Source organism: Amycolatopsis sp. cg9 (assembly GCF_041346945.1).
Lineage (GTDB): Bacteria > Actinomycetota > Actinomycetes > Mycobacteriales > Pseudonocardiaceae > Amycolatopsis.
The window spans coordinates 8,011,276-8,036,059 of record NZ_CP166850.1 but is presented as its reverse complement, the minus strand read 5'-3'; the positions used below and the strand labels follow the sequence as shown (position 1 = coordinate 8,036,059).

Sequence of the window (24,784 nt, the reverse complement as noted above, 5' to 3'; positions counted from 1 at the left end):
ACTCGGACGGAGTGGTCGCTATCGGGTGAGCCGGGAGCTTTCGCCCGGCCCGGCGCGGGCGCCCGGGCTAGCGTCCGAAGTGGACACAGCCCGGGAGGAGAAGCCGATGGTGATCCCGCACGTCGAACACGCCGGCCACGACCACGTGCACCGCGAGGGCTGCGGGCACGCGGCAGTCCCGCACGGCGACCACGTGGACTACGCCCACGACGGCCACCTGCACCGCGCGCACGACGGCCACTTCGACGAGTGCGAGATCCACGGTCACGTCCCGCACACCGGCCACGAGCACGCCCACGGCGAAGGCTGCGGCCACGTGGCGGTACCCCACGGCGACCACGTCGACTACCTCCACGACGGGCACCGCCACGCGAGCCACGAAGACCACTACGACGACCATTGACCCGGCCGCGGGTGGGCGCTTACCCGTGGACGTGGACCGGGCCCCACTCCGGGAACGGGTCCGGTCCGGTCGGCGCGCCCAGGCAGTCGCGCAGTGCGGCCAGCAGCCTGTCCCCGGCGAGGTCGACACCGATGAACACCAGCTCCTGCCGCGGCTCCTCCGCGACGCCCTGGGGTTCGAACCGGGCCACCGCGCCCGCCTGCGACCACAGCCCGGTCACCCCCGGCCGGGACGCCAGCGCGAAGAACCCCTTGGACCGCAGCACCGTCCCGAACTCGCCCGAATCGAACCGCCGCGTCACGAAGTCCCACAGCGCCGCCGGATCGAACGGCCGCGAAGCGCGGAACACCACGCTGGAAATCCCGTACTCCTCGGTCTCCGGCACGTGGTCGCCGTTCAGCTCGGCCACCCAGCCGGGCGCTTCCTGAGCCCGCACGGCGTCGTAGCGGCCGGTGCCGAAGACACGCTCCAGCGGCACCTCCCCGAAGCTGCCCGTGACGACGTCCGCGGCGGGGTTGAGCCGCCGCAGCGTGGCCGCCAGGCGGTCCAGCTCGGCGGCCGGGACCAGGTCGGTCTTGTTCAGCAGCAGGACGTCGGCGAACTCGACCTGGTCGACCAGCAGGTCGCTGACCGTCCGTTCGTCGTCCTCGTACTGGTCGAGCCGGCGCTCGGCCAGCGCGTCGCCGGCCGCCAGTTCGCGGGCGAAGTTCGCCGCGTCGACCACCGTCACCATCGTGTCGAGGTGGGCGACCCCCGCCAGTAACGTGAACGTCGCCGCCACCGGCATCGGCTCGGAGATCCCGCTCGACTCGATGAGCACGTGGTCGAAGCGGCCGTCCGCGCACAGCGCCGCCACTTCCTCCAGGAGGTCCTCCCGCAGGGTGCAGCAGATGCACCCGTTGGTCAGCTCGACGAGGCGCTCCCGCGAGCGCACGAGCGCCGCGTCGATGTTGACCTCGCTCATGTCGTTGACGATCACCGCCACCCGCACCCCGCCGCGGTCGGCGAGGATGCGGTTGAGCAGCGTCGTCTTGCCCGCGCCGAGGAAGCCCGACAGCACCGTGACCGGAACGCTCACGAGTGGAAGTGCCGGATCAGCCGCCGCGGGACGAGCTTCGTCTCGCCGTCGACCCTGATCGGCACCAGGTCCACCGGGGCGGCCTTCCACTGCGCCCGCCGGGATCGGGTGGTGCTCCGCGACTTCTTGCGCTTCGGGACGGCCATCAGCGCGCACCCCGCTTCCCGTAGCGGCGGTGGAACTTCTCGACCTGCCCGGCGCTGTCCATGATGCGCTGGGTGCCGGTCCAGAACGGGTGCGACCACGAGCTGATGTCGACCACGACGAGCGGGTAGGTGTTCCCGTCGGACCACTCGATCGTCTTGTCCGAGGTGATGGTGGAGCGGGTCAGGAACGCGTCGCCGGTGGACGAATCCTTGAACACCACGGGGTGGTAGTCGGGGTGGATGCCGGTCCTCACTGGTCTTCCTTTCGGTTCGCCGCGGTCGCGTCGTGCCGCGCCGCGTCGGGTTCGGTGTCTTCGCACGGCTCTTCGTGCCAGTCGCCGAACGGGTCGGGGTAGCGCTGCCACTCCGCGGGTCCGGCGGCGAGTTCTTCGTCGGTCAGTAGAGCGCCGCGCAGGGCCGCGTCGATCTCGTCGGGCGTTGTCTGGTCCGTCACCACGACGAGCTCCTGCGCCCGGTCGCCGTGCACCGGGTGCCAGCGCAGCGACGCCAGGGTGCGGCGTTCGGGGGAGACGTCCGTCCATTCGGGACCGTCCGGCGCCGCGAGCCACGGACCGGCGTGGCCGATGCCCAGGCCGCCGCCCGCCGACTCGATCCAGAACGCGACGTCGGGCTGGCTGGCCACCCAGGCGCGGCCGCGGGTGCGGACCACGCCGTCCAGGAGGACGTCGAGGGCGTCGTGGAGGCGTTCGGGGTGGAACGGGCGCTGGGCGGTGAAGGTGACCAGGCCGATGCCGCAGTCGGCGTGCAGCGGCGGCTGGCCGCGCAGCAGCGCCCCGTGCATGTCGGTGACCTCGCCGCGGCGCGCGCCGGCCGGAACGGCGTCGAGCACGCTGTGCCCGTCGACCCGCGCGAGTTCGACGCGGGGGACCGACGGCGCGACGCGGTCGAGCACCGCGGACGCCTTCGCGGCGGTCCAAGCGTCGGTGGCCGCGCCGGCCAGCACCAGGACGTCGGCGAACTCGACCTGCGAGAGCGCCACCTGGGCGACCGTGCGCTCGTCCTCCGGGCTGGCCTGCAGGTTCCGCTCGGCCAGGACGTCGTCGCCCGTGGCGTCGGCCAGGAAGGTCGCGCAGTCGATCACCGTGAGCACCGCCCGGAGCTCGACGTCGTCGCTGACCGGGTGGTCGCCGACCAGTACGTTGCGGATCGCCCAGCTGACCGGCTCCGGCTCCATCGCCTCGTCGAGCCGGACGACGATCCGGCGGACCTGCGGCAGCCGGGCCAGGTGGCGCAGCAGGGGGAGGAGGTCCTCGCGCAGCGTGCAGGACACGCAGCCGTGGGCCAGCTCGAGGACGGTCAGCTGGTCGCGCTGCTCCAGCCGCAGCCGGCGGCGGACGACGCCGGAGTGGATCTCGCGCAGGTCGTGGTGGACGACGGCCGTGCCGGGCCCGGCCACGCGCAGCAGCTCGGCGAGCGCGGCGTTGGGGCCCGGGGCGAGGCCGCTCACGAGGACGAGCGGGACGCGGGGGTGTGGGGTCACTGGTGCTCCAGGAATACGGGCGGGGTACGGTGCGTAGCGTAGATGAAAACGAAAACCACTACCAACTCGGGAGGGTCCGTGTCCGCCGTGTGCCAGGTCACCGGCCGCAAGCCGGGCTACGGCAAGCAGGTCTCGCACTCGCACCGCCGCACTTCGCGGCGCTGGGAGCCGAACCTGCAGAACCGTCGCTACTTCGTGCCCAGCCAAGGCCGCTGGGTGCGGCTGCGCGTCTCCGCCAAGGGCATGAAGACGATCGACAAGCGCGGCATCGAGGCCGTCGTCGCCGAACTGAAGGCAAGGGGAGTGAAGCTGTAATGGCGAAGAGCACCGACGTCCGCCCGATCATCAAGCTGCGGTCCACCGCGGGCACCGGCTACACGTACGTGACCAAGAAGAACCGGCGGAACGACCCCGACCGGATGGTGCTGCGCAAGTACGACCCGGTCGCGCGCAAGCACGTCGAGTTCAAGGAAGAGCGCTGATGGCCAAGAAGTCGAAGATCGCCAAGAACGAGCAGCGGAAGGTGGTCGCGGCCCGGTACGTCGAACGCCGCCGCGCGCTCAAGGCCGTCGTTTCCTCGCCTTCGTCGTCCCCCGAGGAGAAGGGTGCGGCCGTGGTCGCGCTGCAGAAGCTGCCGCGCGACGCGAGCCCCACCCGGATCCGCAACCGCGACACCGCCGACGGGCGCCCGCGCGGGTACCTGCGAAAGTTCGGGCTGTCGCGGGTGAAGATGCGGCAGGCCGCGCACAACGGGGAACTCCCCGGCGTCTCGAAGTCGAGCTGGTGAGCCGGATGCCGAAGCCGGACCGGGACCGCCCGGGCAAGCGCAAGGTGAACCTGTTGCACGCCAACCGGATCACGCACGTCGACTGGAAGGACGTCGACCTGCTGCGGAAGTTCATCTCCGACCGCGGCAAGATCCGCGCCCGCCGGGTGACGGGATTGACGCCGCAGCAACAGAAACAGGTCGCCACGGCGATCAAGAACGCGCGCGAGATGGCCCTGCTGCCGTACCCGGCTTCGGGCCGCGCGAGCTGAATCCCGGGCGGGCGCGATCACGGGCGCCCGGAAGAGGTGTCGCACGGGACGACCCGGTCCAGGGGGCCGCGGCGCGCGCCCGGCCCGTGGTCACGCCCGTCCTCGCCGGGCCGGCCGGTCTCGCGCCACCGGCCCGGCCGGCGGCGTCGGCGCGGGTGAACCGCCTGCGACCGGCCGCCGGCCGGGCCCTGCCCGCCGGTCTTCCGCGTGGCATGACCCACGCTGGGCTGGCGCCGGGGTGAACCGCCAATAAACTCCCGCCCATGGATGACCCGCACTACCTTTCCGGCCTCCAGCTCACCGGCCGCCGCGTCGTGATGTTCGGCGGCGGTTCCGTGGCCCAGCGGCGGCTGCCCCGGCTGATCAGCGCCGGGGCCCGCGTCGAACTGGTGTCGCCGCACACGACGCCGTCGGTGCAGGGGATGGTGGACGCGGGCGAGCTCGTCTGGCACGAACGCGGCTACTCCCCCGGTGACCTCGAGGCGGCCTGGTACGCGCTGGCCTGCACGAACGACCCGGCGGTGAACGCCGAGATCTGCGCCGAGGCCGAGCGTGAACGCGTGTTCTGCGTGCGCGCCGACGAAGGCGAGTCGGGTTCCGCGGTGACCCCGGCGTCCGGCCGACACGGCGGCCTCCTGTTCGGCGTGCTCTCCGGCGGCGAGCCGCTGCGCTCGGCGGCCGTGCGCGACTCGATGCTCGACGGCCTCCACAACGGCACGATCGAGGACGGCCGCACCCCGCACCCGGAGGGCACCCTGCCCGGCGTCGCGCTGGTCGGCGGCGGCCCGGGCGACCCGGAGCTGATCACGGTCCGCGGCCGGCGCCTGCTCGCGCGCGCGGACGTCGTCGTGGTCGACCGGCTGGCGCCCCGCGAGCTGCTCGACGAGCTCGCCCCCGAGGTGGAGGTCGTCGACGCGGCGAAGATCCCGTACGGCCGCGCGGCCAGCCAGGACGTCATCAACCAGACGCTGGTCGAGCGCGCCAAAGAGGGCAAGTTCGTCGTGCGCCTGAAGGGCGGCGACCCGTACCTGTTCGGCCGCGGCTTCGAAGAGGTCCTCGCCTGCGCGGAGGCCGGCGTCCCGGTGACGATGGTCCCGGGCATCACGAGCGCCTTCGCGGTCCCGGCCGTGGCGGACGTCCCGGTCACCCACCGCGGCGTGGCCCACGAGGTGGTGGTGGTCTCCGGCCACGTGGCCCCGGGCGACGACCGCTCGCTGGTCGACTGGGAGCTGCTGGCCCGCATGCGCGGCACGATCGTGCTGATGATGGGCGTGGAGCGGCTTCCGCAGTTCGCGAAGGCCCTCCTGGACGGCGGCCGCCCTGCGGACACCCCGGTGGCGATCATCGAGGACGGCACGATGCGCACCCAGCGCACGCTGCGATCCACATTGGACACGGTGGTCACGGACGCGGCGACGTCGGGGGTCCGCCCGCCCGCGGTGATCGTGATCGGCCCGGTGGCCGGCCTGGCGCCGGTTCAGTCCTCGTAGCAGCTCGCCGCGAAGTCCCGGATCGCGTCGGACAGCCTGGTCGGGTCGAACCTCAGCTCGACCGGGCTCCGGGCCTGGACGAACTCCGCGTCCGGCATGTCGACCGCCAAGGTGTCCGCGTCGCCGAACGGGTGGATCGGGTCGCCCTGGTGGCCGATCACCAGCGCGCGGTTCGCGATCTTGCGGCGGACCGCCTTCGGGGGCGCGATCCGGCCGAACAGCACGCCGTGCAGCAGCGCCGCCATCGGCGCCGGGCGCTGGGAGAGCGTGTCGGTCACGACGTCGACCCACTGGTTGCCGTGGGGCACCAGGGACGCCGCCAGCGCCACCGCCTGGACCGTGACCGGCAGGAAGCGGGCCGCCATCAGCAGTGGGGCGAACGTGAACAGGCCCGCGACGATCGCGTTGTCCAGCACCGGCATCTCGACGATCAGCCCGCGGACCCGCGAAGGTGCCTGCACCGCGACTTCCAGCGAGACGTTCGCGCCCAGGGACGTCCCGCCGATCACCGCGGACTCGACTTCGAGGTGGTCGAGCAGCGCCAGGGTCTGCTCCGCGAACGACGGCATCGAGTAGAGCCAGGACTCGGTCGGCCGGTCGGAGTCGCCGTGGCCGAGGAGGTCGAGCGTGACCACCCGGAAGCCCGCGCGGGCCAGCCGGCGGGCCAGCGGGGCGTGCATGCGGCGGGTCAGCATGATGCCGTGGGTGAGCACGACGACGCGGTCGCCGCTGCCGAACTCGGTGTACCAGAGCCGGTGGCCCTCGTGGTCGAACGAGCCGGTCAGCTCGATCGGGCGGGACGCGCGCCGGGCGGGCGCGGCCGGGGGCTCCGGCTCGATCAAGGTCGCGCTGCTGGCCGGGCTCATGTCCCACCGTCCTCCCCGCTCGTGGTCGCCTACGTCCAGGAAAACATCCCGTGACGACGTCGGCACAGTGACTCGCGCGTCAATTGACAACGTGCCAATGGCGGCTCGTCGCGGGCATGGGTCAAGATGACCCCATGACCGCTACTGCTGACAGTCTGCCCGACCTCGTCTCCCTGAAGGTCGACGTCGACGGCCACGTGGCCGAAGTGACGCTGCTCGGACCCTCCAAGGGCAACGCGATGGGCCCGGACTTCTGGCGCGAGCTGCCCCTGGTGTTCCGCGCGCTGGACGCCGACCCGCAGGTCAGGGCCGTGGTGCTCACCGGCAGCGGCAAGCACTTCTCCTACGGTCTCGACCTGCCGGCGATGATGGGCGACTGGGCGCCGATGCTGGGCGGGGACAGCCTCGCGGGCCCGCGGACGGCGTTCCTCGACCAGCTCCGGTCGCTGCAGGCGGCGGTCAGCTCCATCGCGGAATGCCGCAAACCGGTCGTCGCGGCCGTCTCGGGCTGGTGCATCGGGGGCGGGGTCGACGTCGTCGCCGCCGCGGACATCCGGCTGGCCAGCGCGGACGCGAAGTTCAGCGTCCGCGAGGTGCGCGTCGCCATCGTCGCCGACCTCGGCAGCCTCCAGCGGCTCGCCTCGATCATCGGCGAAGGGCACCTGCGGGAGCTCGCCCTGACCGGCAAGGACGTCGACGCCGCACGCGCGGAGAAGATCGGCCTCGTCAACGACGTGTACGAAGACCAGGACGCGCTGCTGAAGGCCGCGCGGGAACTCGCCGGCGACATCGCTGCGAACCCGCCGCTCGTGGTGCAGGGTACGAAGCAGGTACTGGCGACGAACACCGAGCGCCAGGTCGCCGACGGCCTCCGGTACGTCGCGGCGTGGAACTCGGCGTTCCTGCCCAGCAAGGACCTCGGCGAAGCGGTCCAGGCCTTCATGGAGCGCCGCTCGCCGGAGTTCAAGGGCGAATAGGAGGCAGCAGCGTGAGCGCTTCGGAGGTCCACCACGCGTTCCGGGTGGCGCGGGACTACCTGCAGACCCACCGCGAGGACTACGACACGGCCTACCGGGACTTCGCCTGGCCGGAGCTCGACGAGTTCAACTGGGCGATCGACTGGTTCGACGTGGTGGCGCACGACCCCGACAACGCCGGGCGGAACGCGCTCTGGATCGTCGAAGAGGACGGCACCGAGAACCGCTGGACCTACCCGGAGCTGTCCGGCCGGTCCAACCAGGTGGCGAACTGGCTGCGCGGGCTCGGCGTCCGCCGCGGCGACCGGCTGATCCTCATGCTGGGCAACCAGGGCGAGCTGTGGGAGACCATCCTCGCCGCGATCAAGCTCGGCGCCGTCATCATCCCCGCGTCGACGCTGCTCGGCCCCGCCGACCTGACCGACCGCGTCGAGCGCGGCGCGGCCAAGCACGTCGTGGTCCGCTCGGTGGACGCCGGGAAGTTCGCCGACGTCGAAGGCGGCTACACGCGGATCGCGGTCGGGGAGCCGGTCGAGGGCTGGCAGCGGTACTCGGCCGCGTTCGCCGAGTCGCCCGAGTTCACCCCGGACGGGCCCACGAAGGCCGGCGACCCGCTGCTGCTCTACTTCACCTCCGGCACCACGGCGAAGCCGAAGCTGGTGCAGCACACGCACGTCTCCTACCCGGTGGGCCACCTGTCCACGATGTACTGGATCGGGCTGCAGCCGGGCGACGTCCACCTCAACATCTCTTCGCCGGGCTGGGCGAAGCACGCGTGGAGCAACTTCTTCGCGCCCTTCAACGCCGAAGCGACGGTGTTCCTCTACAACTACAACCGGTTCGACGCGGGCGCGCTGCTGGCGCAGATGGACCGGTGCGGCGTGACGAGCTTCTGCGCGCCGCCGACGGTGTGGCGGATGCTCATCCAGGCCGACCTGACGGCGCTGAAGACACCGCCGAAGAAGGTCGTCGGGGCGGGGGAGCCGCTCAACCCCGAGGTGATCGACCAGGTCAAGAAGGCGTGGGGCGTGACCATCCGCGACGGCTTCGGCCAGACGGAGAGCAGCGTCCAGATCGCGAACACGCCGGGCCAGGACGTCGTCCCCGGCTCGATGGGCCGCCCGCTGCCGGGGTTCGTGGTGGCGCTGGTGGACCCGGTCAGCGGCGAGCGGGCGGACGAGGGCGAGATCTGCCTCGACCTGCGGCACCGCCCGGTCGGCCTGATGACCGGGTACGCGGACGACGACGAGCGCACGTCGGCGGCCTTCGGCGGCGGCTACTACCACACCGGCGACGTCGGTTCGATCGACGAACGGGGCTACATCACCTACGTGGGGCGCACGGACGACGTGTTCAAGGCGTCGGACTACCGGATCTCGCCGTTCGAGCTGGAGAGCGTGCTGATCGAGCACGAAGCCGTGGCGGAGGCGGCGGTCGTCCCGGCCCCCGACCCGATCCGGCTGGCCGTGCCGAAGGCGTACGTCGTGCTGGCCACCGGCTTCTCCCCGGACGCGGAGACGGCCCGGTCGATCCTGGCGTACTGCCGCGAGCACCTGGCGCCGTACAAGCGGATCCGGCGGCTCGAGTTCGCGGAGCTGCCGAAGACGATCTCGGGCAAGATCCGCCGCGTCGAGCTGCGCGGCCGGGAGAGCGACCCGGCACGGGGCGCGGGCACGGAGTTCCGCGAAGAGGACTTCCCGGACCTCAAGTCCTGACCGCCCGGCTCAAGCGCCCCAATGTGGCGTTCGGTGCGCTGGACGCACCGAACGCCACATTGGGTGCGCTGGACGCAACCAACGCCACATTGGGGCGCTTTGTCAGCCGCGGGTGCCCTCGACCTGGCGGCCGTCCTCGGTCGAGCACGCCGTCACCGGGTCGTTGGCGCCGCTGCCGCAGGTCCAGTCGTCGAGGACGACCGGGCCGGGGCCGTCGGGCGAGTTCGCCTCGGCCGGGGTCAGCTTCGCGAAGTAGTCGGTCAGCAGCTTCGTGGCCGCGGCGCAGTCGACCTTGCCGTGGGCCACGACCGCCGTCTTCGCGCCGCCGGCGCCGGTGACGTCGCCGCACGGGACGCCGGGCGCCGTCGACTCCGCCGCCGCGGCGGCCGCTGGAACGGAGGCCGGGGCAGCGGGGGCCGGGTCACCGCCACCGCACCCGGCCAGTGCGGCGGACGCGGCGACGAGCAGCAAGGGGTAGGCGAGAGTCTTCATGGGCCCTTCAGGAGCGGAACGGTTCGGCGGGGATCACTCGGACGGCACGACGGCGGCGAACACCGTCTGCTCGCCCTTGGTGCAGGTGGTGCCGCCTTGCGCGGCGGGCGGCCCGGAGGTGCACAGCCAGCCGTCGACGGTCTCGTTCACCGCGTCGTTCGACCCCGCGCCCTGGCGGCCGGCGATCTTGCGGTGGAAGTCGCCGACGAGCTTCGTCGCCGCGACGCAGCTGACGCCGGCGGAGCCGCTGTCGAAGACGTAGAGCGTGAGCCCGCTGGCGGCGGTCACCGTCCCGCAGGAGCCGGGAACCGACGGCGGTGCCCCGGCGGGCTTCGGCGCGGACGGCACCGCGGCCGAGCTCTCCGCGGCGGGCGGCGGCGGGGGAGTACCGGCGGACGTCGTCGCGGGCGCCTCGCTCGACACCGAGGGTGACGGCGCCGGCGCCGGGGCCGCCTGTTCGGCGGAGCAGGCGGCGAGCACGGGCACGGCGAGGCAGGCCACGAGCCACATCTTCGTGGTGGTCGGGTGGGGCACCGCGATCCTTCCTCCCCGGCTGGCTGGCCCGGTCATTCTGGCCCATCCGGGCGAGGCACCGAGGGGCGACGCGCCCACGGGTGTGCCGGAGATTACTCCAGCCGGGTGGCGGCCCGGTCCGGTGGCCACCGGAAGACCGTCCACAATGGACGATTAACATTCCGTTCACGCTCCGAAACCTCAGGCTGCCATCTCGAATCGATCGGTCTAATTCCCGCCGTGCCGGTTAACAATCCGGCTCCGCGTGCCGAAGATCTTGGTGGGAGGCAAGAAGAGCTCCCGTCCCCGAAACCCGCCCCGAGCCCGTGAGAGTCATGAACGCCGAAGCTGCCACCAGCACCGAAGACCCGTCCAGTCCGCCGACCGTTCCCTGCACCGTCGTCTGGTGCTGCGGCCGCCCCTACGTCCTCGAGGGACGAGCCGGCCGCGCCCGTTGGATGGGCACCGACTACCGCGGCCGCCCCGAGTCGCTGACCAGCGCCGAGCTGCAGCGCCGCGGGTGGAGCCACCGCCGCGCGAGCTGAACCCCGGCCGGGCCGCCGTGACCGCGGCGGCCCGCTCCGGACGGCTGAGTTCCGGGCCCGCAGGAACGTCATGAACGAGTCGTTCATGTCGTCCGGTGCGGTGAACGAGTCGTTCATGACATCGGAACCGGCCGCGGCGCCCGACGGCTCGCCCGGCCGCGCCGCCGCACCACCCGGCGCCGCCACCCCACCCCGCTGTTTAATGGCCCGGTGAGCACAGCCGCGCCCGAACCCGCCGCTCAGGCGGGCGCCCCCGAGCCGTCCCTGCTGCGGCAGGCGATGAACGTTCCCAACATCCTGTCCCTGCTGCGGCTGGCCGGCGTGCCGGTGTTCCTCTGGCTGCTGCTCGGCCCCGAGGAGGACGGCTGGGCGCTCGCCGTCCTCGTCTTCAGCGCGCTCACCGACTGGCTCGACGGCAAGCTCGCCCGGTGGCTCAACCAGATGTCCCGGCTCGGGCAGCTGCTCGACCCCGCCGCCGACCGGCTGTACATCCTCGCCACGCTCATCGCGTTCCTGGCCCGCGAGATCATCCCCTGGTGGGTCGTCGTCCCGCTGCTCCTGCGCGAAGCCGTCCTCGGCGTCTGCGTCCTGACGCTGCGCCGCCGCGGGTTCGCGCCGCCGGAGGTCACCTACATCGGCAAGGGCGCCACCTTCGTGCTGATGTACGCCTTCCCGTTCCTGCTGCTCGCGCAGGGCGGCTCCGACGTCGCCTCGGTCGCCCGGCCGATCGGCTACGCCTTCACCATCTGGGGTGGCGTCCTGTACGTCTGGTCCGGCGTGCTCTACGTCCTCCAGGCGCGCAACGCCCTGCGCGGGGCCCGGGACGACTGAGCCGGGCCCGGGCCGGGCGGTTGCGCCGTGTGGGTGTAAGACTTCGCCCAGCACGTTTCGCCAGTGAGGGCATGAAAGGGGACCGGCGGTGTCCGCTCCTGAAGAGCTTCGCTACACCGAGGAACACGAGTGGGTCGCCACCCGCGAGGAGACGCTCGTCCGCGTGGGCATCACCGAGTACGCGCAGGACCAGCTGGGCGACGTCGTCTTCGTCGACCTGCCCGAGGTCGGCCGCCAGCTCAGCACGGGCGACGTCTTCGGCGAGGTCGAGTCGACGAAGAGCGTCTCCGAGCTGTTCGCGCCGGTCGACGGCGAGGTCGTCGCGGTGAACGACGGGGTCGCCGAGTCGCCGGAACTGATCAACAGCGACCCCTACGGCGAGGGCTGGCTGATCGAGATCCGGCTCGACGACCCGGCGGGTCTGGAAGCCCTGCTCGAAGCCGAGGCGTACGACGCGCTGACCAAGGGCTGAAGCCCACTCCCACCCGGTCGGACCAGCACTGCGCCGGTTCGGGGAGCCGGGGCTCGGAGAATCGATCAGGCACGGTACGTTGGCAGCTACACGTTCTTGAGTACTAGGCAACACAGCATGTGTGGAGGAGAGCTCAGGTGAGCACGAACGACGGGCCCGGCGGCGTTCCCCCGGAGCAGTCTCCGGAGCGGACCTCTGTCTTCCGGGCAGACTTCCTGGCCGAAGTCGAAGGCCACGAGCCCGCCCCCGCCGCGGAGGCGCCCGTCCAGGGTGTCGACGCCCTCCCGGCGGGTTCGGCGCTGCTGGTCGTGAAGCGCGGGCCCAACGCGGGTTCGCGGTTCCTGCTCGACCGCGACACCACCAGCGCCGGGCGGCACCCGGACAGCGACATCTTCCTGGACGACGTCACGGTCTCCCGCCGGCACGCCGAGTTCCGGCGTGAGGGCGGCGAGTTCGTCGTCATCGACGTCGGCAGCCTCAACGGCACCTACGTCAACCGCGAGCCGGTCGACCAGGCCGTCCTCGCCGGCGGCGACGAGGTCCAGATCGGGAAGTTCCGCCTGGTCTTCCTGACCGGCCCGGGGCACGGGGGCCAGGGGGCGCAGTGACGGCGGCCGGACGGCCACAACGCGACGGGTTGAGCATCGGGGCCGTTCTCGCGCAGCTGCGCGGCGACTTCCCCGATGTCACCATCTCCAAGATCCGGTTCCTCGAAGCCGAAGGCCTGGTCCAGCCGGGCCGGACGCCTTCGGGGTACCGGCAGTTCGCCGCGGCGGACGTGGAGCGTCTCAGGTTCGTCCTGGCCGCCCAGCGGGACCACTACCTCCCGTTGAAGGTCATCAAGGAACAGCTGGACGCGGCGGACTCGGGTGCCGAGCCCGCCGCGGCCCTGCCCCGCCCGCCGCGCCGGCTGGTGCCGATCGACGCACCGGCCGAGAACGTCGGCTTGCCCGTGGCGGACGACTTCACCACGGGCAAGGAGCTGCGCCTGACCCAGGAGGAGCTCCTGGAGCAGGCCGGCATCGACGCGGCCGCGCTGGCCGAGCTGCAGCAGTACGGCCTGGTCCGGCCCGGTCCCGCCGGGTTCTTCGACCCGGACGCGGTGCTGGTCGCGCGGACGGTGCGGGCGATGACCGAATTCGGTATCGAGCCGAGACACCTGCGTGCCTTCCGCGCCGCGGCCGACCGCGAGGTCGGGTTGCTGGAGCAGATCGTGACCCCGGTGTACCGGCATCGTGACCCGGAGGCCAAATCGAGGGCCGACGAAGTGGTGCGCGAGCTGGCGGCACTGTCCGTGACGCTGCACACGCTCCTCGTCAAGGCCGGAATCCGTGGCGTCGCCGGGTGTTGATCGTAACGGGGCGGTGAGATCCTCTTTGCGGTCCCATGTCAATGACTGAATGTTCGGCACCGCATGCCGTACCGTGAAGGCACGGGTTTGCGGCAGGCGAACCGAGAGAGTCCGGACAGCGAGCACAGCGCGCGGATGACGGGTAGCGTCGACAGTGGCGGCGCGAAGCCGTTCCACCGCTGAAGCCCGTGCACGAGAGGGAGGCGAAATCCGATGAGCGAAATGCGCGTCGTCGGGGTGCGGGTCGAGCTGCCCGCGAATCAGCCGATCTTGTTGCTGCGGGAGACCGAGGGCGAACGGTACCTGCCGATCTGGATCGGCTCGGTCGAAGCCACCGCCATCGCTTTGGAGCAGCAGGGAGTCCGCCCGGCCCGTCCGCTCACGCATGACCTGCTGAAAGAGGTCATCGGAGCACTCGGCCGGGAACTCGAGCAGGTCGTGATCACCGACCTCAAGGAAGGCACGTTCTTCGCGGAGCTGGTCTTCGACGGCGACATCCGGGTGTCGGCCCGGCCGAGCGATTCGGTCGCACTGGCCCTGCGGATCGGCGTGCCCATCCACGCCGTGGACGCGGTGCTGGAAGAGGCGGGCCTGATCATCCCGGACGAGCAGGAGGACGAGGTCGAGAAGTTCCGCGAGTTCCTCGACTCCGTGTCGCCGGAAGACTTCCGCGGAGCGGACACCTGATTTCTTGCCTTGACGCGGACGTCAACGTCTAGCGTCGGGGTATGCGGATCGGAGAATTGGCGCAGCGCACGGGTGTCACCACCCGTGCGCTGCGTTTTTACGAGGACCAGGGCCTCCTCGCGGCCCGTCGCTCGGCGAACGGCTACCGCGAATACGACGAGGACGACCTCCAGCTGGTCAAGGAGATCCAGACCCTGCAGACGGTCGGGCTGACCCTCGAAGAAACCCGGCCGTTCGTCGAGTGCCTGCGCAGCGGTCACGAAACCGGCGACTCCTGCGCGAATTCGATCGAGGTCTACCGCCGCAAGCTCGAAGAAGCCGACGCGCTCTTGTCCCGCCTCGGCGGCATCCGCGCCGAGCTGGCCGCGAAGCTCGCCGGCGCGCTCGCCCGGCAGGCGCCCGATCCGTGTGTCGTGCCCGAATCCCCGCGTCCGTGAAGGAGCCGCTCATGTCCGGAGTCACCGAAGTCACCGACTCGACCTTCGCCGAGGCCCTCGGCAGCGACGTCCCCGTGCTGGTCGAGTTCTGGGCCACCTGGTGCGGCCCGTGCCGGATGGTCGGGCCGGTGCTGGCGCAGCTGGCCGCCGAGCGCGCCGGGGAACTGGCCGTCCGCAAGATCAACGCGGACGAGAACCCGGAGACGACCCGGTCCTACCAGGTCATGTCGCTGCCGACGATGATCCTGTTCCGCGGCGGGGAGCCGGTCGAGACGATCGTCGGCGCGTTCCCGAAGGCCCGCATCGAAGAGCGGCTCGACCGGGCCCTCACGGCGCCGTCGCTTTGACGAACGCGTCCGCCACCTCGCGGCCGTACTTCTCCACGTCCAGCGCCGGGTCGGCCGCGTAGGCCGCGGCGACGCCGTCGATGGCCTGCGCGATGGACATCGCCATCACCTCGGGCGTGAAGTCGCCGAAGGCACCCTCGGCCTGGCCCTGTTTGAGCTGGCGGGCCAGTCCGTGCACGCGCAGGTCGTCGACCAGCACCTTCGTCATCACCCAGCCGTCGACGTCGTCGGCGTTGGCGGCCAGCTCCGTCAGGACCCGGACGCACTCCGGGTACGTGCGCAGGAACGCGATCGACGTCTCGATGTGCGCCCGCAGGTAGCCGGGCCGGTCGGCGGGGTCGAGGCCGCCGCCGGTGCGTTCGGCCAGGTACTCGTTCTTCGTCTCGACGACCGTGCTGAGCACGGCCTGCATCAGGCCGGCCTTGTTCGTGAAGTGGTAGGAGATGAGCCGGGTGCTGCTGAGCCCGGCCCGCTCCTTGATCTTGGCGAACGTGGTCCGGCGGTACCCGAGGTCGGCGAGGACGCCGATGGTCGCGCCGATGATCTGCGCGCGGCGGGCGGCCTCGGCCGGGCTGAGCCCCAGTTCGGCCATGAGGTCGGTGTTTACTTGCATGAGTAAAAAGTTACTCGGCTGAGTAAATCGAGTCAAGGGGTTTAAGTCCGCGTGTGTCGGGTACGGCGAACGGCGCAAAGGCTCATCCGACCGTTGAGGCTTGCCGCGCGTCGCGTTGACCGGCACTGTCCGGGCGCTTACCGTCGAAGGAGGTAAATCGCCACGGTGTGATTCACGGTCTGGGGCCGGATCGTGGTGATTGATCTCCGGCGGGTCCCGCTCCTGGGACCGTCCGGCTGTCATTCGCCGGCCGTCAGGTCGGGCGAGGGGAGGCTTGCGTGGTCGAGGCTGGTTCCGAGAAGCAGCCTGTTGAGGTCGCGAGTGGCGAGCAGGGTGAGCTGTTCCCCGACAACTCGCTGCCGGACGAGCTGGTGGGCTACCGCGGGCCGGCCGCGTGCCAGATCGCCGGGATCACCTACCGCCAGCTCGACTACTGGGCCCGGACGAAGCTGGTCGCACCCAGCATCCGCACGGCGCACGGCTCCGGCTCGCAGCGGCTGTACTCGTTCAAGGACATCCTGGTCCTCAAGGTCGTCAAGCGGCTGCTGGACACCGGGGTCTCGCTCCAGAACATCCGGGTCGCCGTCGACCACCTGCGCGTGCGCGGGGTCCGAGACCTGGCCCGGGTGACGCTGTTCTCCGACGGCACCACCGTCTACGAGTGCACCTCGCCGGAGGAGATCGTCGACCTGCTCCAGGGCGGCCAGGGCGTCTTCGGCATCGCGGTCAGCGGTGCCATGCAGGAGATCAGCGGGACCATCCACGAATTCCCGGCCGAACGCGCCGACGGCGGGGTCGTCGAGACGCACCAGCCGGACGAGCTCACCCAGCGCCGCAACGCACGCAAGACCGGTTGATCACCGCTGCGGCGGACGGAGTAAGGTTCCCGGTGCGGTCGACGAACCCGCGCGGGAGAGTCCGAGCCTCACCTTGAGCTCGGCGCCGAAGGAGCAAGTCCTCCCCGGAACCTCTCAGGCACCCTGGACCGCGCGGATGAGACGCCTCTGGAAAGCGGGTCGTCAGGACACAGCCTGATGGCCCCGCCGACGGTGCAAGCCCGGCTCAACCACGCGGGCGAAACTCTCAGGCGCCCTTCGGGGTACGGACAGAGTGGGGAGGCCGGGACACCGCGGTCCCGGCTCAGCCCCGCTGTCCCCCAGGAGGCCGCCGTGCACCCGTCACTCGCCTCGCTGGAGCAGGGGACCCCCTTCGCCGACCGGCACATCGGGCCTGGTCCGGACCAGCTCGGCCGGATCCTCGACGTCATCGGCGTCGCTTCCCTCGACGAACTCGCCGGGCACGCCGTCCCCGAGTCGCTGCGCGCGTCCGCCGAGCCGCTCGAACTGCCCCCGGCGGCCTCCGAAGCCCAGGCGCTGGCCGAACTGCGCGCGCTGGCCGCCCGCAACCGCCCGACCGCCGCGATGATCGGGCTCGGCTACCACGACACCGTGACGCCGCCCGTGATCCGGCGGAACGTGCTCGAGAACCCGGCCTGGTACACCGCCTACACGCCGTACCAGCCGGAAATCTCCCAAGGGCGGCTCGAAGCGCTGCTCAACTTCCAGACCGTGGTCGCGGACCTGACCGCGCTGCCGATCGCGAACGCCTCCCTCCTCGACGAAGCCACCGCGGCCGCCGAGGCGATGACGCTGGTGCGGCGGGCCGGGAAGTCCGCGTCGAACCGGTTCGTCGCCGACCGCGACACCCTGCCGCAGACCCTCGCCGTGCTGCGGACGCGGGCCGAGCCGCTGGGGATCGAGCTGGTCGTGGAAGACCTGTCCCAGGGACTCACCGGACTCGGGCTCGGCGGGGACTTCTTCGGCGTGCTGCTGGCCTACCCGGGTGCGTCCGGCGCCGTGCACGAGCTCGACCTGACCATCGCGGAAGCCAAGAAGCACGGCGCCGCGGTGATCGTGGCCGCCGACCCCCTCGCCCTGACGTTGTTGCGGCCGCCGGGTGAGCTCGGCGCCGACGTCGCCATCGGGTCGACGCAGCGGTTCGGCGTCCCGCTCGGCTTCGGCGGTCCGCACGCGGCGTACCTCGCGGTGCGGAAAGGCCTGGAGCGCCAGCTGCCCGGCCGCCTGGTCGGCGTGTCGAAGGACGCGGACGGCGCGCCCGCGTACCGGCTCGCCCTGCAGACGCGCGAGCAGCACATCCGCCGCGAGAAGGCGACCTCGAACATCTGCACCGCGCAGGTCCTGCTGGCGGTCATGGCGTCGATGTACGCCGTGTACCACGGGCCCGACGGGCTCCGCGCGATCGCGCTGCGGACCCACCGGATGGCCACCGTGCTCGCCGCCGGCCTGGCCGAAGGCGGCGTGGAGGTCGTGCACGGCGAATTCTTCGACACCGTGACCGCGGCGGTGCCGGGCCGGGCCGACGCGGTCGTCGCGGCGGCCCGCGACCTCGGCGTCTCCCTGCGCCGGATCGACGCCGACCACGTCGGCGTCGCCTGCGACGAAACGACCACACGGGAGCGGCTTTCGTTCGTGTGGAAGGCGTTCGGCGTCTCGGTGTCCGATGTGGACGGCCTGGACGCGGACACGGCCGACGCGCTCCCGGCCCCGCTGCGGCGCACGAGCGAGTTCCTCACGCACCCGGTGTTCCACGAGCACCGGTCGGAAACCGCGATGCTGCGGTACCTGCGCCGGCTGGCCGACCGGGACTACGCGCTCGACCGCGGCATGATCCCGCTCGGCTCGTGCACGATGAAGCTCAACGCCACCGCGGAGATGGAACCGGTCACCTGGCCGGAGTTCGCCGGGCTGCACCCGTTCGCGCCCGCCGAGGACGCCGCCGGGCTCCTCGAAGTCGTGGCCGACCTGACCGACTGGCTCGCGCGGATCACCGGCTACGACGCGGTTTCCCTGCAGCCGAACGCCGGCAGCCAGGGTGAGTTCGCGGGCCTGCTGGCGATCCGCGCCTACCACCGTTCGCGCGGCGAGGACGCGCGGGACGTCTGCCTGATCCCGGCCAGCGCGCACGGCACGAACGCGGCGAGCGCGGTGATGGCGGGCATGCGGGTGGTCGTCGTCCGCTGCGGCGACACCGGGAACATCGACCTCGCGCACCTGCGGTCCACTGTGGACGAGCACCGCGGCGACCTGGCCGCGATCATGCTGACCTACCCGTCGACGCACGGGGTGTACGAGGACACCGTCGGCGAGGTCTGCGCGGCGGTGCACGACGCGGGCGGGCAGGTCTACGTCGACGGCGCCAACCTCAACGCGCTGATCGGCGTCGCCCAGTACGGCCGGTTCGGCGCCGACGTCTCGCACCTCAACCTGCACAAGACGTTCTGCATCCCGCACGGTGGCGGCGGTCCCGGCGTCGGCCCGATCGGGGTGCGCGCGCACCTGGCGCCGTTCCTGCCGAACCACCCGCTGCAGCCGGCGGTCGGTCCCGCGACCGGCGTCGGCCCGGTCAGCGCGGCGCCCTGGGGCAGCGCGTCGATCCTGCCGATCTCGTGGGCGTACGTCCGGATGATGGGCGCCGTCGGCCTGCGCCGGGCGACGCTCGTGGCGGTGGCCAACGCCAACTACGTCGCCCGGCGCCTCGGCGAGCACTACCCGGTGCTGTATACCGGCCGGTCGGGTTTCGTGGCGCACGAGTGCATCCTGGACCTGCGGCCGCTGACGAAGGCGACGGGCGTGACCGTGGACGACGTCGCGAAGCGGCTGGCGGACTACGGGCTGCACGCGCCGACGATGTCGTTCCCGGTCGCGGGCACGCTGATGGTCGAGCCGACCGAGAGCGAGGACCTGGCGGAGCTGGACCGCTTCTGCGCGGCGATGGTCGCGATCCGCGCGGAGATCGACCGCGTCGGGTCGGGGGAGTGGCCGCTGGCGGAGTCCCCGTTGCGGCTGGCCCCGCACACCGCGGGCTGCCTGGCCGGCGACTGGAACCGCCCGTACAGCCGGGAGACGGCGGTGTTCCCCGCCGGCCGCACCGCGGCGAAGATCTGGCCCCCGGTCCGCCGCATCGACGGTGCGTCCGGCGACCGCACCCTGATCTGCTCCTGCCCACCGCCGGAGGCCTTCACGACTTTTCACCAGTGACGTGGAGCAGCAGTTCGGTGCGGCTGGTGACGTCGAGCTTGCGGTAGATCCGCTGCAGGTGCTTCTGGACCGTCCGCGGGCTGATGCCGAGGCGGCGGGCGATCTCGCGGTCCGTGGCGGCCCGCGCGACCAGATCGGCCACCTGCTGTTCGCGGGCGGTCAGCTCCGGAGCCGTGCCGGGGACCGGCCGGACCGCCGGGCGCTCGTGCCGGGCGAACGCCTGGGCCAGGTGGGGCGTGAGCAGCTCGACCAGGTCGTGGTCGCGGGCGGAGAACCCGGGCCGCGACCGGCTGAGCGTCAGGACGCGCCCGTGCCGATCGTCGACCTGGACCACGCACAGCAGCTGGTCGACGGTCCCGCGCGGCCGGTAGAAGTCGGTGTAGAACGGCAGGCCGCGCAGCGTCCGGAGGTCGGCCAGGTCGGTCAACGCGGCCGCCGTGCCGAGCCGCAATGCCCCCGAGCGGTACGCCGCGAACCCCGGGTGCTGGTGCGCCAGCGCCCGGAACTCCGCGTGGCGCATCAGGTTGTGCTCCGGCCGGTCGGTCACCGTGCCGGTCAGGCGGCGGGTCGTGTGCTCGGTGCTCGTGCACGAGACGACGTCGCAGCCGACCAGGCGGCCCAGCGCGGCCAGGCCTTCGCCGGGGCCCGCCGCCTTCAGCTCGCGCACCACCTCGAGGGTGCGGTGCAGGCACCGCGCCGTCAGTTCACTGCTCACCCGGAATCCCCCTCGGCTCGTCCGGTCAAGAAAGACCCGGGCGAGCCGAGGGAGATACGAACCGGTGTTATCGGGCGATCCGGACGTTCAGCGTGGTGTTCGCCCCAGCGCTCACCATCGACTGCGCGATGCTGCTGATCCCGGCCGGCGCGCTGTAGGAGTTGTTGTTGCTGTCGTCCTCGTCGTCGGTGTGGAAGAAGCCCGACGAGTCGACCCCGGAGAACACGAGGTAGCCGAAGCCGACGTTCGGGAACGCCGTCGTCGTGGCCACCCCCGGTGCGAACAGGCAGAACCGCAGCAGCGTGTTGCTGTCGCTCACGTTCGGGAAGATGTTGCCCGAGAACGAGTTGTTGTTGCTGTCGTCCTCGTTGTCGAACCGGCGCGAGAACTCCTGCGAGCCGTTCGGGCAGTTCGCGCCCAGCTTGAGCACCGAGTAGGGCCGGAACGAGCCGGACTGCGTGACGCCGCGGAACGCGGCGCCGTTGACCCGGCAGAAGAACATCTCCGTGTTGCTCGTGCTGCTGACCGCCCCGATGAAGCCGCCGCGCGAGTTGGCGTTGCCCGAGTCCTCGTCGTCCATCCGGATGACGATCGCCTCGGTCCCGACCGGGCACGACCGGCCCGACGGGATGACGCCGACGTCGGTCGTCGCCGCCTGGGCGGGCGCGGCCGACAGGGTCAGCGCTCCCGCGAGCGATGCCAGGAGCAGTGCCGGAACGGTGAAGAGTCGTTTCATGGTTGGTCTTCCTCCCCATTGCTGTGTGACCGCTCAAGGACACCAAGCCGGCCGGGGGAGCGGCCATACGCACTTCTGCGTACGCGGGTCCACGGGGCCCGCACAGGAACGGGAGGTAGGTTGGCCGCCATGGCGAGTGCGCACGGTCCTGATCGGACGTCCGTGGTCGTGACCGGCGGCAGCGGCTTCATCGGCCGGGCCGTCGTGCGCGCCCTCCTCGACCGGGGCGTCCCGGTCACCGTCGTGGACCGGGTGCCCTTCCCCGATGACCTCGACGGGGTCCGCGTGGTGACCGGCGACCTCCGCGAGGCCGCCGTCCGCGAGGAGGCCGTGACCACGGAGACCGCGGGGATCGTGCACCTGGCCGCGCTGACGTCGGTGCTGAAGTCCGTCGAGCTGCCCGAGGACACCTTCGCCGACAACGTCCTGGTCACCCAGGAACTGCTCGAGCTCGCCCGCCGCCGCGAGGTGCCGAAGTTCCTGCTCGCCTCCACCAACGCGGTGATCGGCGACGTCGGCACCGCGACGATCACCCCGGACCTCCCGCTGCGGCCGCTGACGCCGTACGGCGCGACCAAGGCGGCGTGCGAAATGCTGCTCTCGGGCTACGCCGGCGCGTACGGCATGACGACGTGCGCGTTGCGGTTCACCAACGTCTACGGCCCGGGAATGTCCCACAAGGACAGTTTCGTGCCGCGCATGATGCGCGCCGCGTTGTCCGGCACCGGCGTCAAGGTCTACGGCGACGGCCGCCAGCGCCGCGACCTCGTGCACGTCGACGACGTCGTCCGCGCGATCCTCTCGGCCCTCGACAGCGGCCACACCGGCCGCGCGATCGTCGGCGCCGGGCGCTCGGTGTCGGTGCTGGAGATGGTCGACGCCGTCCGCGAGGTGACCGGCGCCGAGCTGCCCGTCGAGCACGTCGACGCGCCGGCGGGGGAGATGCCCGCGGTGGTCGTCGACGTCTCGGCGAGCGCGGGGACCATCGGGTACCGCCCGGAGGTCTCGCTGGTCGACGGGCTGGCCACGGCGTGGAAGTACTTCTCCGGGCTCGACCGTCCGAACGCGACACCGTGACGGCGTTCCTGCGCCGCCACTGGCTGCTGCTCCTGCTCCTCGTCCCGGCGATCGCCCTCCGGGTGCTGACCTGGCTCGCCTACCGGCCCGCGCTGCTGTACATCGATTCGTTCCGCTACCTCGACAACCTGCACGCCCTGCGCGCGGACCAGCTGAACCCGATCGGCTACGACCTCGTGCTGCGGCCGCTGCTGGCCGTCGGCGGCCTGGCGTGGGTGGCGGCGGTCCAGCACGCCGGCGGGATCCTGATCGCGATCGGCGCCTACGCGCTGGTGCTGCGGCTCGGCGGCCGCCCGTGGGTCGCGGCGCTCGCCGCGGTGCCGGTGCTGCTCGACGCTTACCAGCTGCAGATCGAGCAGAACATCATGTCCGAGGTCGTCTTCGAGGCGGTGCTCCTCGGGCTCCTGTGGCTGCTGCTCGGCCGGGGTGCGCCGGGCTGGAAACGCGCCGGCGCGGCGGGATTGCTGCTCGGGTTCGGCGTGCTGACGCGGCTGATCGGCATCTCCCTCGCCCTGCCGCTGCTGGTGTTCCTGGTCGTCGCCGGGGGAGCGTGGCGGCACTGGGCGGGCTGGCGCCGGGCCGGCATCGGGCTGCTCGGCCTGCTGGCGGTGCTCGTGCCGTACTCGGCGCGGGTGCACTCGGAGACCGGGAAGTGGGGGCTGACCGGCCCGTCGGGCAACATGCTCTACGGCCGCACCGCCGCCGTCGCCGACTGCGCGAACCTCCACCTCGGCCCGACGCTGCAGGTCTTCTGCCCGGCCGAGCCGCGCGAGACCCGGCTGGTGGACAACTACACGCACGCCGACCTCGACCCGAACTGGCCGGGCCCGCTCCCGCCGGGCGCCGACAAGGCCGCGCTGGCCCACGAGTTCGCGATCGACGTCCTGGAGGAGCAGCCCGGCGACGTCGCCGCGGCGATCCTGGGCGACTTCGCCAAGAGCTTCGCCTGGAGCCGCGAACAGGACCCGGCCGACGTGCCGCTCGACCGGTGGCAGTTCCAGCCGACCTACCCGCAGTGGGCCGACCAGTCGCTGATCGACCTGGTCACCCGGCAGAACGACGGCGTCGTCGCGAGCGTCGACCAGCCGCTGGCGAAGGTCCTGCGCGACTACCAGCTGGGCGGCGGGTACGTCTCCGGTGGAGTGCTCGGCATCGGCGCGCTGCTCGGCCTGCTGACCGTTTTCCGGCGCAAGAAGCCCCTGGACCGGGCCCGGGCGGGCGCGCTGCTGGCGGCGTCGAGCGGGCTGGTGCTGCTCTTCGCCTCGGCGGTGTTCCAGTTCTCCTGGCGCTACCAGATCCCGGCGCTGGTGCTGTTCCCGGTGGCCGGCGCGCTCGGCTTCACGACACTGACCTCGGCCGGCCGGAGGCGCCTCGCCGCCTTCCCCGACGACGTCGACGCCGGGGCGCTGGCCGAGTTCCACCGCCGCCACCCGGAGCTGGCGCTGGCTCCGCTGACCGTCGTCATCGCCGCCTACAACGAGGCCGGCGGCATCGGCGAGGTCCTGGAGAAGATGCCGGACCGGTGCCTCGGGATGCCGGTGGACGTCCTCGTCGTCGTCGACGGCGGGACCGACGACACGGCCGCGATCGCCGAGGCGCGCGGCGCGTACGTGTGCGTGGCGCCGCGCAACCGCGGCCAGGGCGCCGCGCTGCGCCTGGGTTACCACCTGGCGGCGGAGTGCGGCGCCGAGTACATCGTCACGACCGACGCCGACGGGCAGTACGACAACAGCGAGCTGGAAGCGCTGGCTCGCCCGGTCGTCGAGGGCACGGCGGACTTCGTCACCGGGTCCCGGCGGCTCGGGCACGAGGAGGCCGACAGCCGCGTCCGGTGGCTCGGCGTGCGGGTGTTCGCCGCGCTGGCGTCGGTGCTGACCGCGCGGCGGATCACCGACACGTCCTTCGGCTTCCGCGCGATGCCGGCCGAGCTGGCCTGCTCGGTGCCGCTCAACGAGCCCCAGTACCAGTCGTCGGAGCTGCTGCTCGGCGTCACCGCGCGCGGCGCCCGGGTCACCGAGCTGCCGATGAGCATGCGGCTGCGCAAGGCGGGCAAGAGCAAGAAGGGCGGCAGCCTGGTCTACGGCGCGAACTACGCCCGCGTCATGACCGGGACGTGGTGGCGGGGGTACGTGCTGCGCCGCGGCCGAACACGACGCGGTCGAGCAGGGTGAACTTGAGGACGAACACCACCGCGTAGCTGCCCACGTACGCGCCGTCGACGAGCACGACCCACCAGAAGTGCGGCACGTCCGCCCGCGCCAGCAGCGAACCGGCCAGCGTCGTCAGCCCGATCGAGGCGAGGCCGCCGAGACCGATGACGGCCAGGTAGGGCAGCAGTTCCCGCCGGACGCGCGGCCGCCCGGTGCGGCCCCACACCCAGCGGCGGGTGACCAGGAAGTTCAGCACCGCCCCGGCCGCCCACGCCAGCGCACCGGCGAGCGCGGCGGCACCGCCGGTGGCGAGGACGGCGAGCAGGACGACCTGGCTGAGCACCGTGGCGGCGACCGACGTCGCGGCGGCGCGGGCCAGCCGGGCCCAGCCGCGGCGGCGGGTCTTCTCCGCCGTGCGGGGCCGCACGCCGTTGGTTACGGTCGTCATGTCCCCATCCTCCCCGGGTGCCGGTCGCGCCGCCGTCCGACCCCCCTACGCATAGGAGATTCACAGCTCTTTGCCAGGTGCTCATCAGCACCTGATCG

At 71.9% G+C, this 24,784-nt stretch carries 31 protein-coding genes and 1 riboswitch; of the genes, 20 read left to right on the top strand and 11 right to left on the bottom strand.

All coding sequences use genetic code 11. The features are described from left to right. Positions 1–106: 106 nt before the first annotated feature. Entirely contained in the window at positions 107–403 is a 297-nt protein-coding gene (locus AB5J73_RS37355; protein WP_370963521.1) for a hypothetical protein, read from the top strand. 19 nt (positions 404–422) lie between these two features. Here AB5J73_RS37355 and AB5J73_RS37350 read toward each other — a convergent pair whose 3' ends face one another. From AB5J73_RS37350 to mrf, 4 genes are read right to left on the bottom strand one after another with little or no spacing between them, the layout of a single operon-like run. Beyond that, on the bottom strand, positions 423–1,481 hold the full coding sequence (locus AB5J73_RS37350; protein WP_370963520.1) for a GTP-binding protein: 1,059 nt from the start codon (positions 1,479–1,481) through the stop codon (positions 423–425). Then, on the bottom strand, positions 1,478–1,627 hold the full coding sequence (rpmF, locus tag AB5J73_RS37345) for a 50S ribosomal protein L32 (RefSeq protein ID WP_370963519.1): 150 nt from the start codon (positions 1,625–1,627) through the stop codon (positions 1,478–1,480). The genes AB5J73_RS37350 and rpmF overlap by 4 nt, the downstream gene beginning before the upstream one ends. Further along, the gene (locus AB5J73_RS37340; protein ID WP_370963518.1) at positions 1,627–1,881 is read right to left on the bottom strand and encodes a type B 50S ribosomal protein L31; all 255 of its coding nucleotides are present in this window, start codon (positions 1,879–1,881) and stop codon (positions 1,627–1,629) included. Before AB5J73_RS37340 ends, rpmF begins: the two co-directional genes overlap by 1 nt. Then, entirely contained in the window at positions 1,878–3,128 is a 1,251-nt protein-coding gene (gene mrf, locus AB5J73_RS37335; RefSeq protein ID WP_370963517.1) for a ribosome hibernation factor-recruiting GTPase MRF, read from the bottom strand. Before mrf ends, AB5J73_RS37340 begins: the two co-directional genes overlap by 4 nt. A 78-nt stretch (positions 3,129–3,206) precedes the next feature. On the opposite strand from mrf, the gene rpmB reads away from it, so the two are divergent. The 5 genes from rpmB (at position 3,207) to cobA (ending at position 5,656) form a co-directional block, all read left to right on the top strand. Next, a complete protein-coding gene (rpmB, locus tag AB5J73_RS37330) occupies positions 3,207–3,443 on the top strand; it encodes a 50S ribosomal protein L28 (RefSeq protein ID WP_086860064.1) in 237 nt (78 codons plus the stop codon). Further along, the gene (gene rpmG / locus AB5J73_RS37325; RefSeq protein WP_003091682.1) at positions 3,443–3,610 is read left to right on the top strand and encodes a 50S ribosomal protein L33; all 168 of its coding nucleotides are present in this window, start codon (positions 3,443–3,445) and stop codon (positions 3,608–3,610) included. The genes rpmB and rpmG overlap by 1 nt, the downstream gene beginning before the upstream one ends. Beyond that, positions 3,610–3,915 carry a 30S ribosomal protein S14 gene (gene rpsN / locus AB5J73_RS37320; RefSeq protein WP_370963516.1) on the top strand — a complete coding sequence of 102 codons (306 nt, stop codon included), beginning with the start codon at positions 3,610–3,612 and terminating at the stop codon, positions 3,913–3,915. The genes rpmG and rpsN overlap by 1 nt, the downstream gene beginning before the upstream one ends. Further along, a complete protein-coding gene (rpsR, locus tag AB5J73_RS37315; protein ID WP_370963515.1) occupies positions 3,912–4,166 on the top strand; it encodes a 30S ribosomal protein S18 in 255 nt (84 codons plus the stop codon). The genes rpsN and rpsR overlap by 4 nt, the downstream gene beginning before the upstream one ends. A gap of 263 nt (positions 4,167–4,429) precedes the next feature. Continuing rightward, a complete protein-coding gene (cobA, locus tag AB5J73_RS37310; protein WP_370963514.1) occupies positions 4,430–5,656 on the top strand; it encodes a uroporphyrinogen-III C-methyltransferase in 1,227 nt (408 codons plus the stop codon). On the opposite strand, the gene AB5J73_RS37305 is transcribed toward cobA, so the two are convergent. Then, entirely contained in the window at positions 5,644–6,522 is an 879-nt protein-coding gene (locus AB5J73_RS37305) for an alpha/beta fold hydrolase (RefSeq protein WP_370963513.1), read from the bottom strand. The genes cobA and AB5J73_RS37305 overlap by 13 nt on opposite strands. 134 nt (positions 6,523–6,656) lie before the next feature. On the opposite strand from AB5J73_RS37305, the gene AB5J73_RS37300 reads away from it, so the two are divergent. Further along, complete coding sequence (locus AB5J73_RS37300) at positions 6,657–7,499, top strand: crotonase/enoyl-CoA hydratase family protein (RefSeq protein ID WP_370963512.1); 843 nt, start codon at positions 6,657–6,659, stop codon at positions 7,497–7,499. Between the two features lie 11 nt (positions 7,500–7,510). Beyond that, on the top strand, positions 7,511–9,214 hold the full coding sequence (locus tag AB5J73_RS37295) for an AMP-binding protein (protein WP_370963511.1): 1,704 nt from the start codon (positions 7,511–7,513) through the stop codon (positions 9,212–9,214). Between the two features lie 102 nt (positions 9,215–9,316). Here the strand turns inward: AB5J73_RS37295 and AB5J73_RS37290 are convergent, their stop codons facing one another. Continuing rightward, positions 9,317–9,706 (bottom strand): hypothetical protein, encoded by a 390-nt coding sequence (locus AB5J73_RS37290; RefSeq protein ID WP_370963510.1) that lies wholly within the window; start codon positions 9,704–9,706, stop codon positions 9,317–9,319. A gap of 33 nt (positions 9,707–9,739) precedes the next feature. After that, positions 9,740–10,240 carry a hypothetical protein gene (locus tag AB5J73_RS37285; RefSeq protein ID WP_370963509.1) on the bottom strand — a complete coding sequence of 167 codons (501 nt, stop codon included), beginning with the start codon at positions 10,238–10,240 and terminating at the stop codon, positions 9,740–9,742. 314 nt (positions 10,241–10,554) lie between these two features. Here AB5J73_RS37285 and AB5J73_RS37280 point away from each other — a divergent pair, with 314 nt between their 5' ends. The 8 genes from AB5J73_RS37280 to trxA all read left to right on the top strand — a co-directional run bounded on the left by AB5J73_RS37280 (position 10,555) and on the right by trxA (position 14,889). Continuing rightward, positions 10,555–10,764, top strand: coding sequence for a hypothetical protein (locus AB5J73_RS37280; RefSeq protein WP_370963508.1), 210 nt, complete (start codon positions 10,555–10,557; stop codon positions 10,762–10,764). A 210-nt stretch (positions 10,765–10,974) separates the two neighbouring features. After that, complete coding sequence (locus tag AB5J73_RS37275) at positions 10,975–11,595, top strand: CDP-alcohol phosphatidyltransferase family protein (RefSeq protein ID WP_370963507.1); 621 nt, start codon at positions 10,975–10,977, stop codon at positions 11,593–11,595. 88 nt (positions 11,596–11,683) lie between these two features. Beyond that, positions 11,684–12,067 (top strand): glycine cleavage system protein GcvH, encoded by a 384-nt coding sequence (gcvH, locus tag AB5J73_RS37270; protein WP_370963506.1) that lies wholly within the window; start codon positions 11,684–11,686, stop codon positions 12,065–12,067. Positions 12,068–12,204: 137 nt separating this feature from the next. After that, complete coding sequence (gene garA, locus AB5J73_RS37265; protein WP_086864865.1) at positions 12,205–12,675, top strand: glycogen accumulation regulator GarA; 471 nt, start codon at positions 12,205–12,207, stop codon at positions 12,673–12,675. After that, positions 12,672–13,418: a MerR family transcriptional regulator gene (locus AB5J73_RS37260; RefSeq protein ID WP_370963505.1), complete on the top strand. Its 747-nt coding sequence runs from the start codon at positions 12,672–12,674 to the stop codon at positions 13,416–13,418. The genes garA and AB5J73_RS37260 overlap by 4 nt, the downstream gene beginning before the upstream one ends. Positions 13,419–13,631: 213 nt before the next feature. After that, positions 13,632–14,105 (top strand): bifunctional nuclease family protein, encoded by a 474-nt coding sequence (locus AB5J73_RS37255; protein WP_009078856.1) that lies wholly within the window; start codon positions 13,632–13,634, stop codon positions 14,103–14,105. Between the two features lie 41 nt (positions 14,106–14,146). Further along, positions 14,147–14,542: a MerR family transcriptional regulator gene (locus tag AB5J73_RS37250; protein WP_370963504.1), complete on the top strand. Its 396-nt coding sequence runs from the start codon at positions 14,147–14,149 to the stop codon at positions 14,540–14,542. Positions 14,543–14,553: 11 nt separating this feature from the next. Further along, positions 14,554–14,889 (top strand): thioredoxin, encoded by a 336-nt coding sequence (gene trxA / locus AB5J73_RS37245; RefSeq protein ID WP_370963503.1) that lies wholly within the window; start codon positions 14,554–14,556, stop codon positions 14,887–14,889. Here the strand turns inward: trxA and AB5J73_RS37240 are convergent. Continuing rightward, entirely contained in the window at positions 14,870–15,502 is a 633-nt protein-coding gene (locus AB5J73_RS37240; protein WP_370963502.1) for a TetR/AcrR family transcriptional regulator, read from the bottom strand. The genes trxA and AB5J73_RS37240 overlap by 20 nt on opposite strands. Positions 15,503–15,780: 278 nt before the next feature. On the opposite strand from AB5J73_RS37240, the gene AB5J73_RS37235 reads away from it, so the two are divergent. Together AB5J73_RS37235 and gcvP are read left to right on the top strand one after the other, a co-directional pair. Beyond that, entirely contained in the window at positions 15,781–16,359 is a 579-nt protein-coding gene (locus AB5J73_RS37235) for a MerR family transcriptional regulator (protein ID WP_086864861.1), read from the top strand. Between the two features lie 42 nt (positions 16,360–16,401). Beyond that, a riboswitch (glycine riboswitch) is annotated at positions 16,402–16,500 on the top strand. A gap of 171 nt (positions 16,501–16,671) precedes the next feature. Continuing rightward, on the top strand, positions 16,672–19,560 hold the full coding sequence (gene gcvP, locus AB5J73_RS37230) for an aminomethyl-transferring glycine dehydrogenase (RefSeq protein WP_370963501.1): 2,889 nt from the start codon (positions 16,672–16,674) through the stop codon (positions 19,558–19,560). On the opposite strand, the gene AB5J73_RS37225 is transcribed toward gcvP, so the two are convergent. Further along, complete coding sequence (locus tag AB5J73_RS37225) at positions 19,541–20,275, bottom strand: LuxR C-terminal-related transcriptional regulator (protein ID WP_370963500.1); 735 nt, start codon at positions 20,273–20,275, stop codon at positions 19,541–19,543. The genes gcvP and AB5J73_RS37225 overlap by 20 nt on opposite strands. A gap of 67 nt (positions 20,276–20,342) precedes the next feature. Beyond that, positions 20,343–21,011, bottom strand: a complete 669-nt coding sequence (locus AB5J73_RS37220; RefSeq protein ID WP_370963499.1) for a hypothetical protein — start codon at positions 21,009–21,011, stop codon at positions 20,343–20,345. 129 nt (positions 21,012–21,140) lie between these two features. Here AB5J73_RS37220 and AB5J73_RS37215 point away from each other — a divergent pair, with 129 nt between their 5' ends. Both AB5J73_RS37215 and AB5J73_RS37210 read left to right on the top strand, forming a co-directional pair. Next, on the top strand, positions 21,141–22,088 hold the full coding sequence (locus AB5J73_RS37215) for an NAD-dependent epimerase/dehydratase family protein (RefSeq protein WP_370963498.1): 948 nt from the start codon (positions 21,141–21,143) through the stop codon (positions 22,086–22,088). Then, complete coding sequence (locus AB5J73_RS37210) at positions 22,085–24,259, top strand: glycosyltransferase (protein WP_370963497.1); 2,175 nt, start codon at positions 22,085–22,087, stop codon at positions 24,257–24,259. The genes AB5J73_RS37215 and AB5J73_RS37210 overlap by 4 nt, the downstream gene beginning before the upstream one ends. Here the strand turns inward: AB5J73_RS37210 and AB5J73_RS37205 are convergent. Beyond that, the gene (locus tag AB5J73_RS37205) at positions 24,189–24,686 is read right to left on the bottom strand and encodes a GtrA family protein (RefSeq protein ID WP_370963496.1); all 498 of its coding nucleotides are present in this window, start codon (positions 24,684–24,686) and stop codon (positions 24,189–24,191) included. The two genes, AB5J73_RS37210 and AB5J73_RS37205, sit on opposite strands and share 71 nt — an antisense overlap. Positions 24,687–24,784 lie beyond the last annotated feature (98 nt).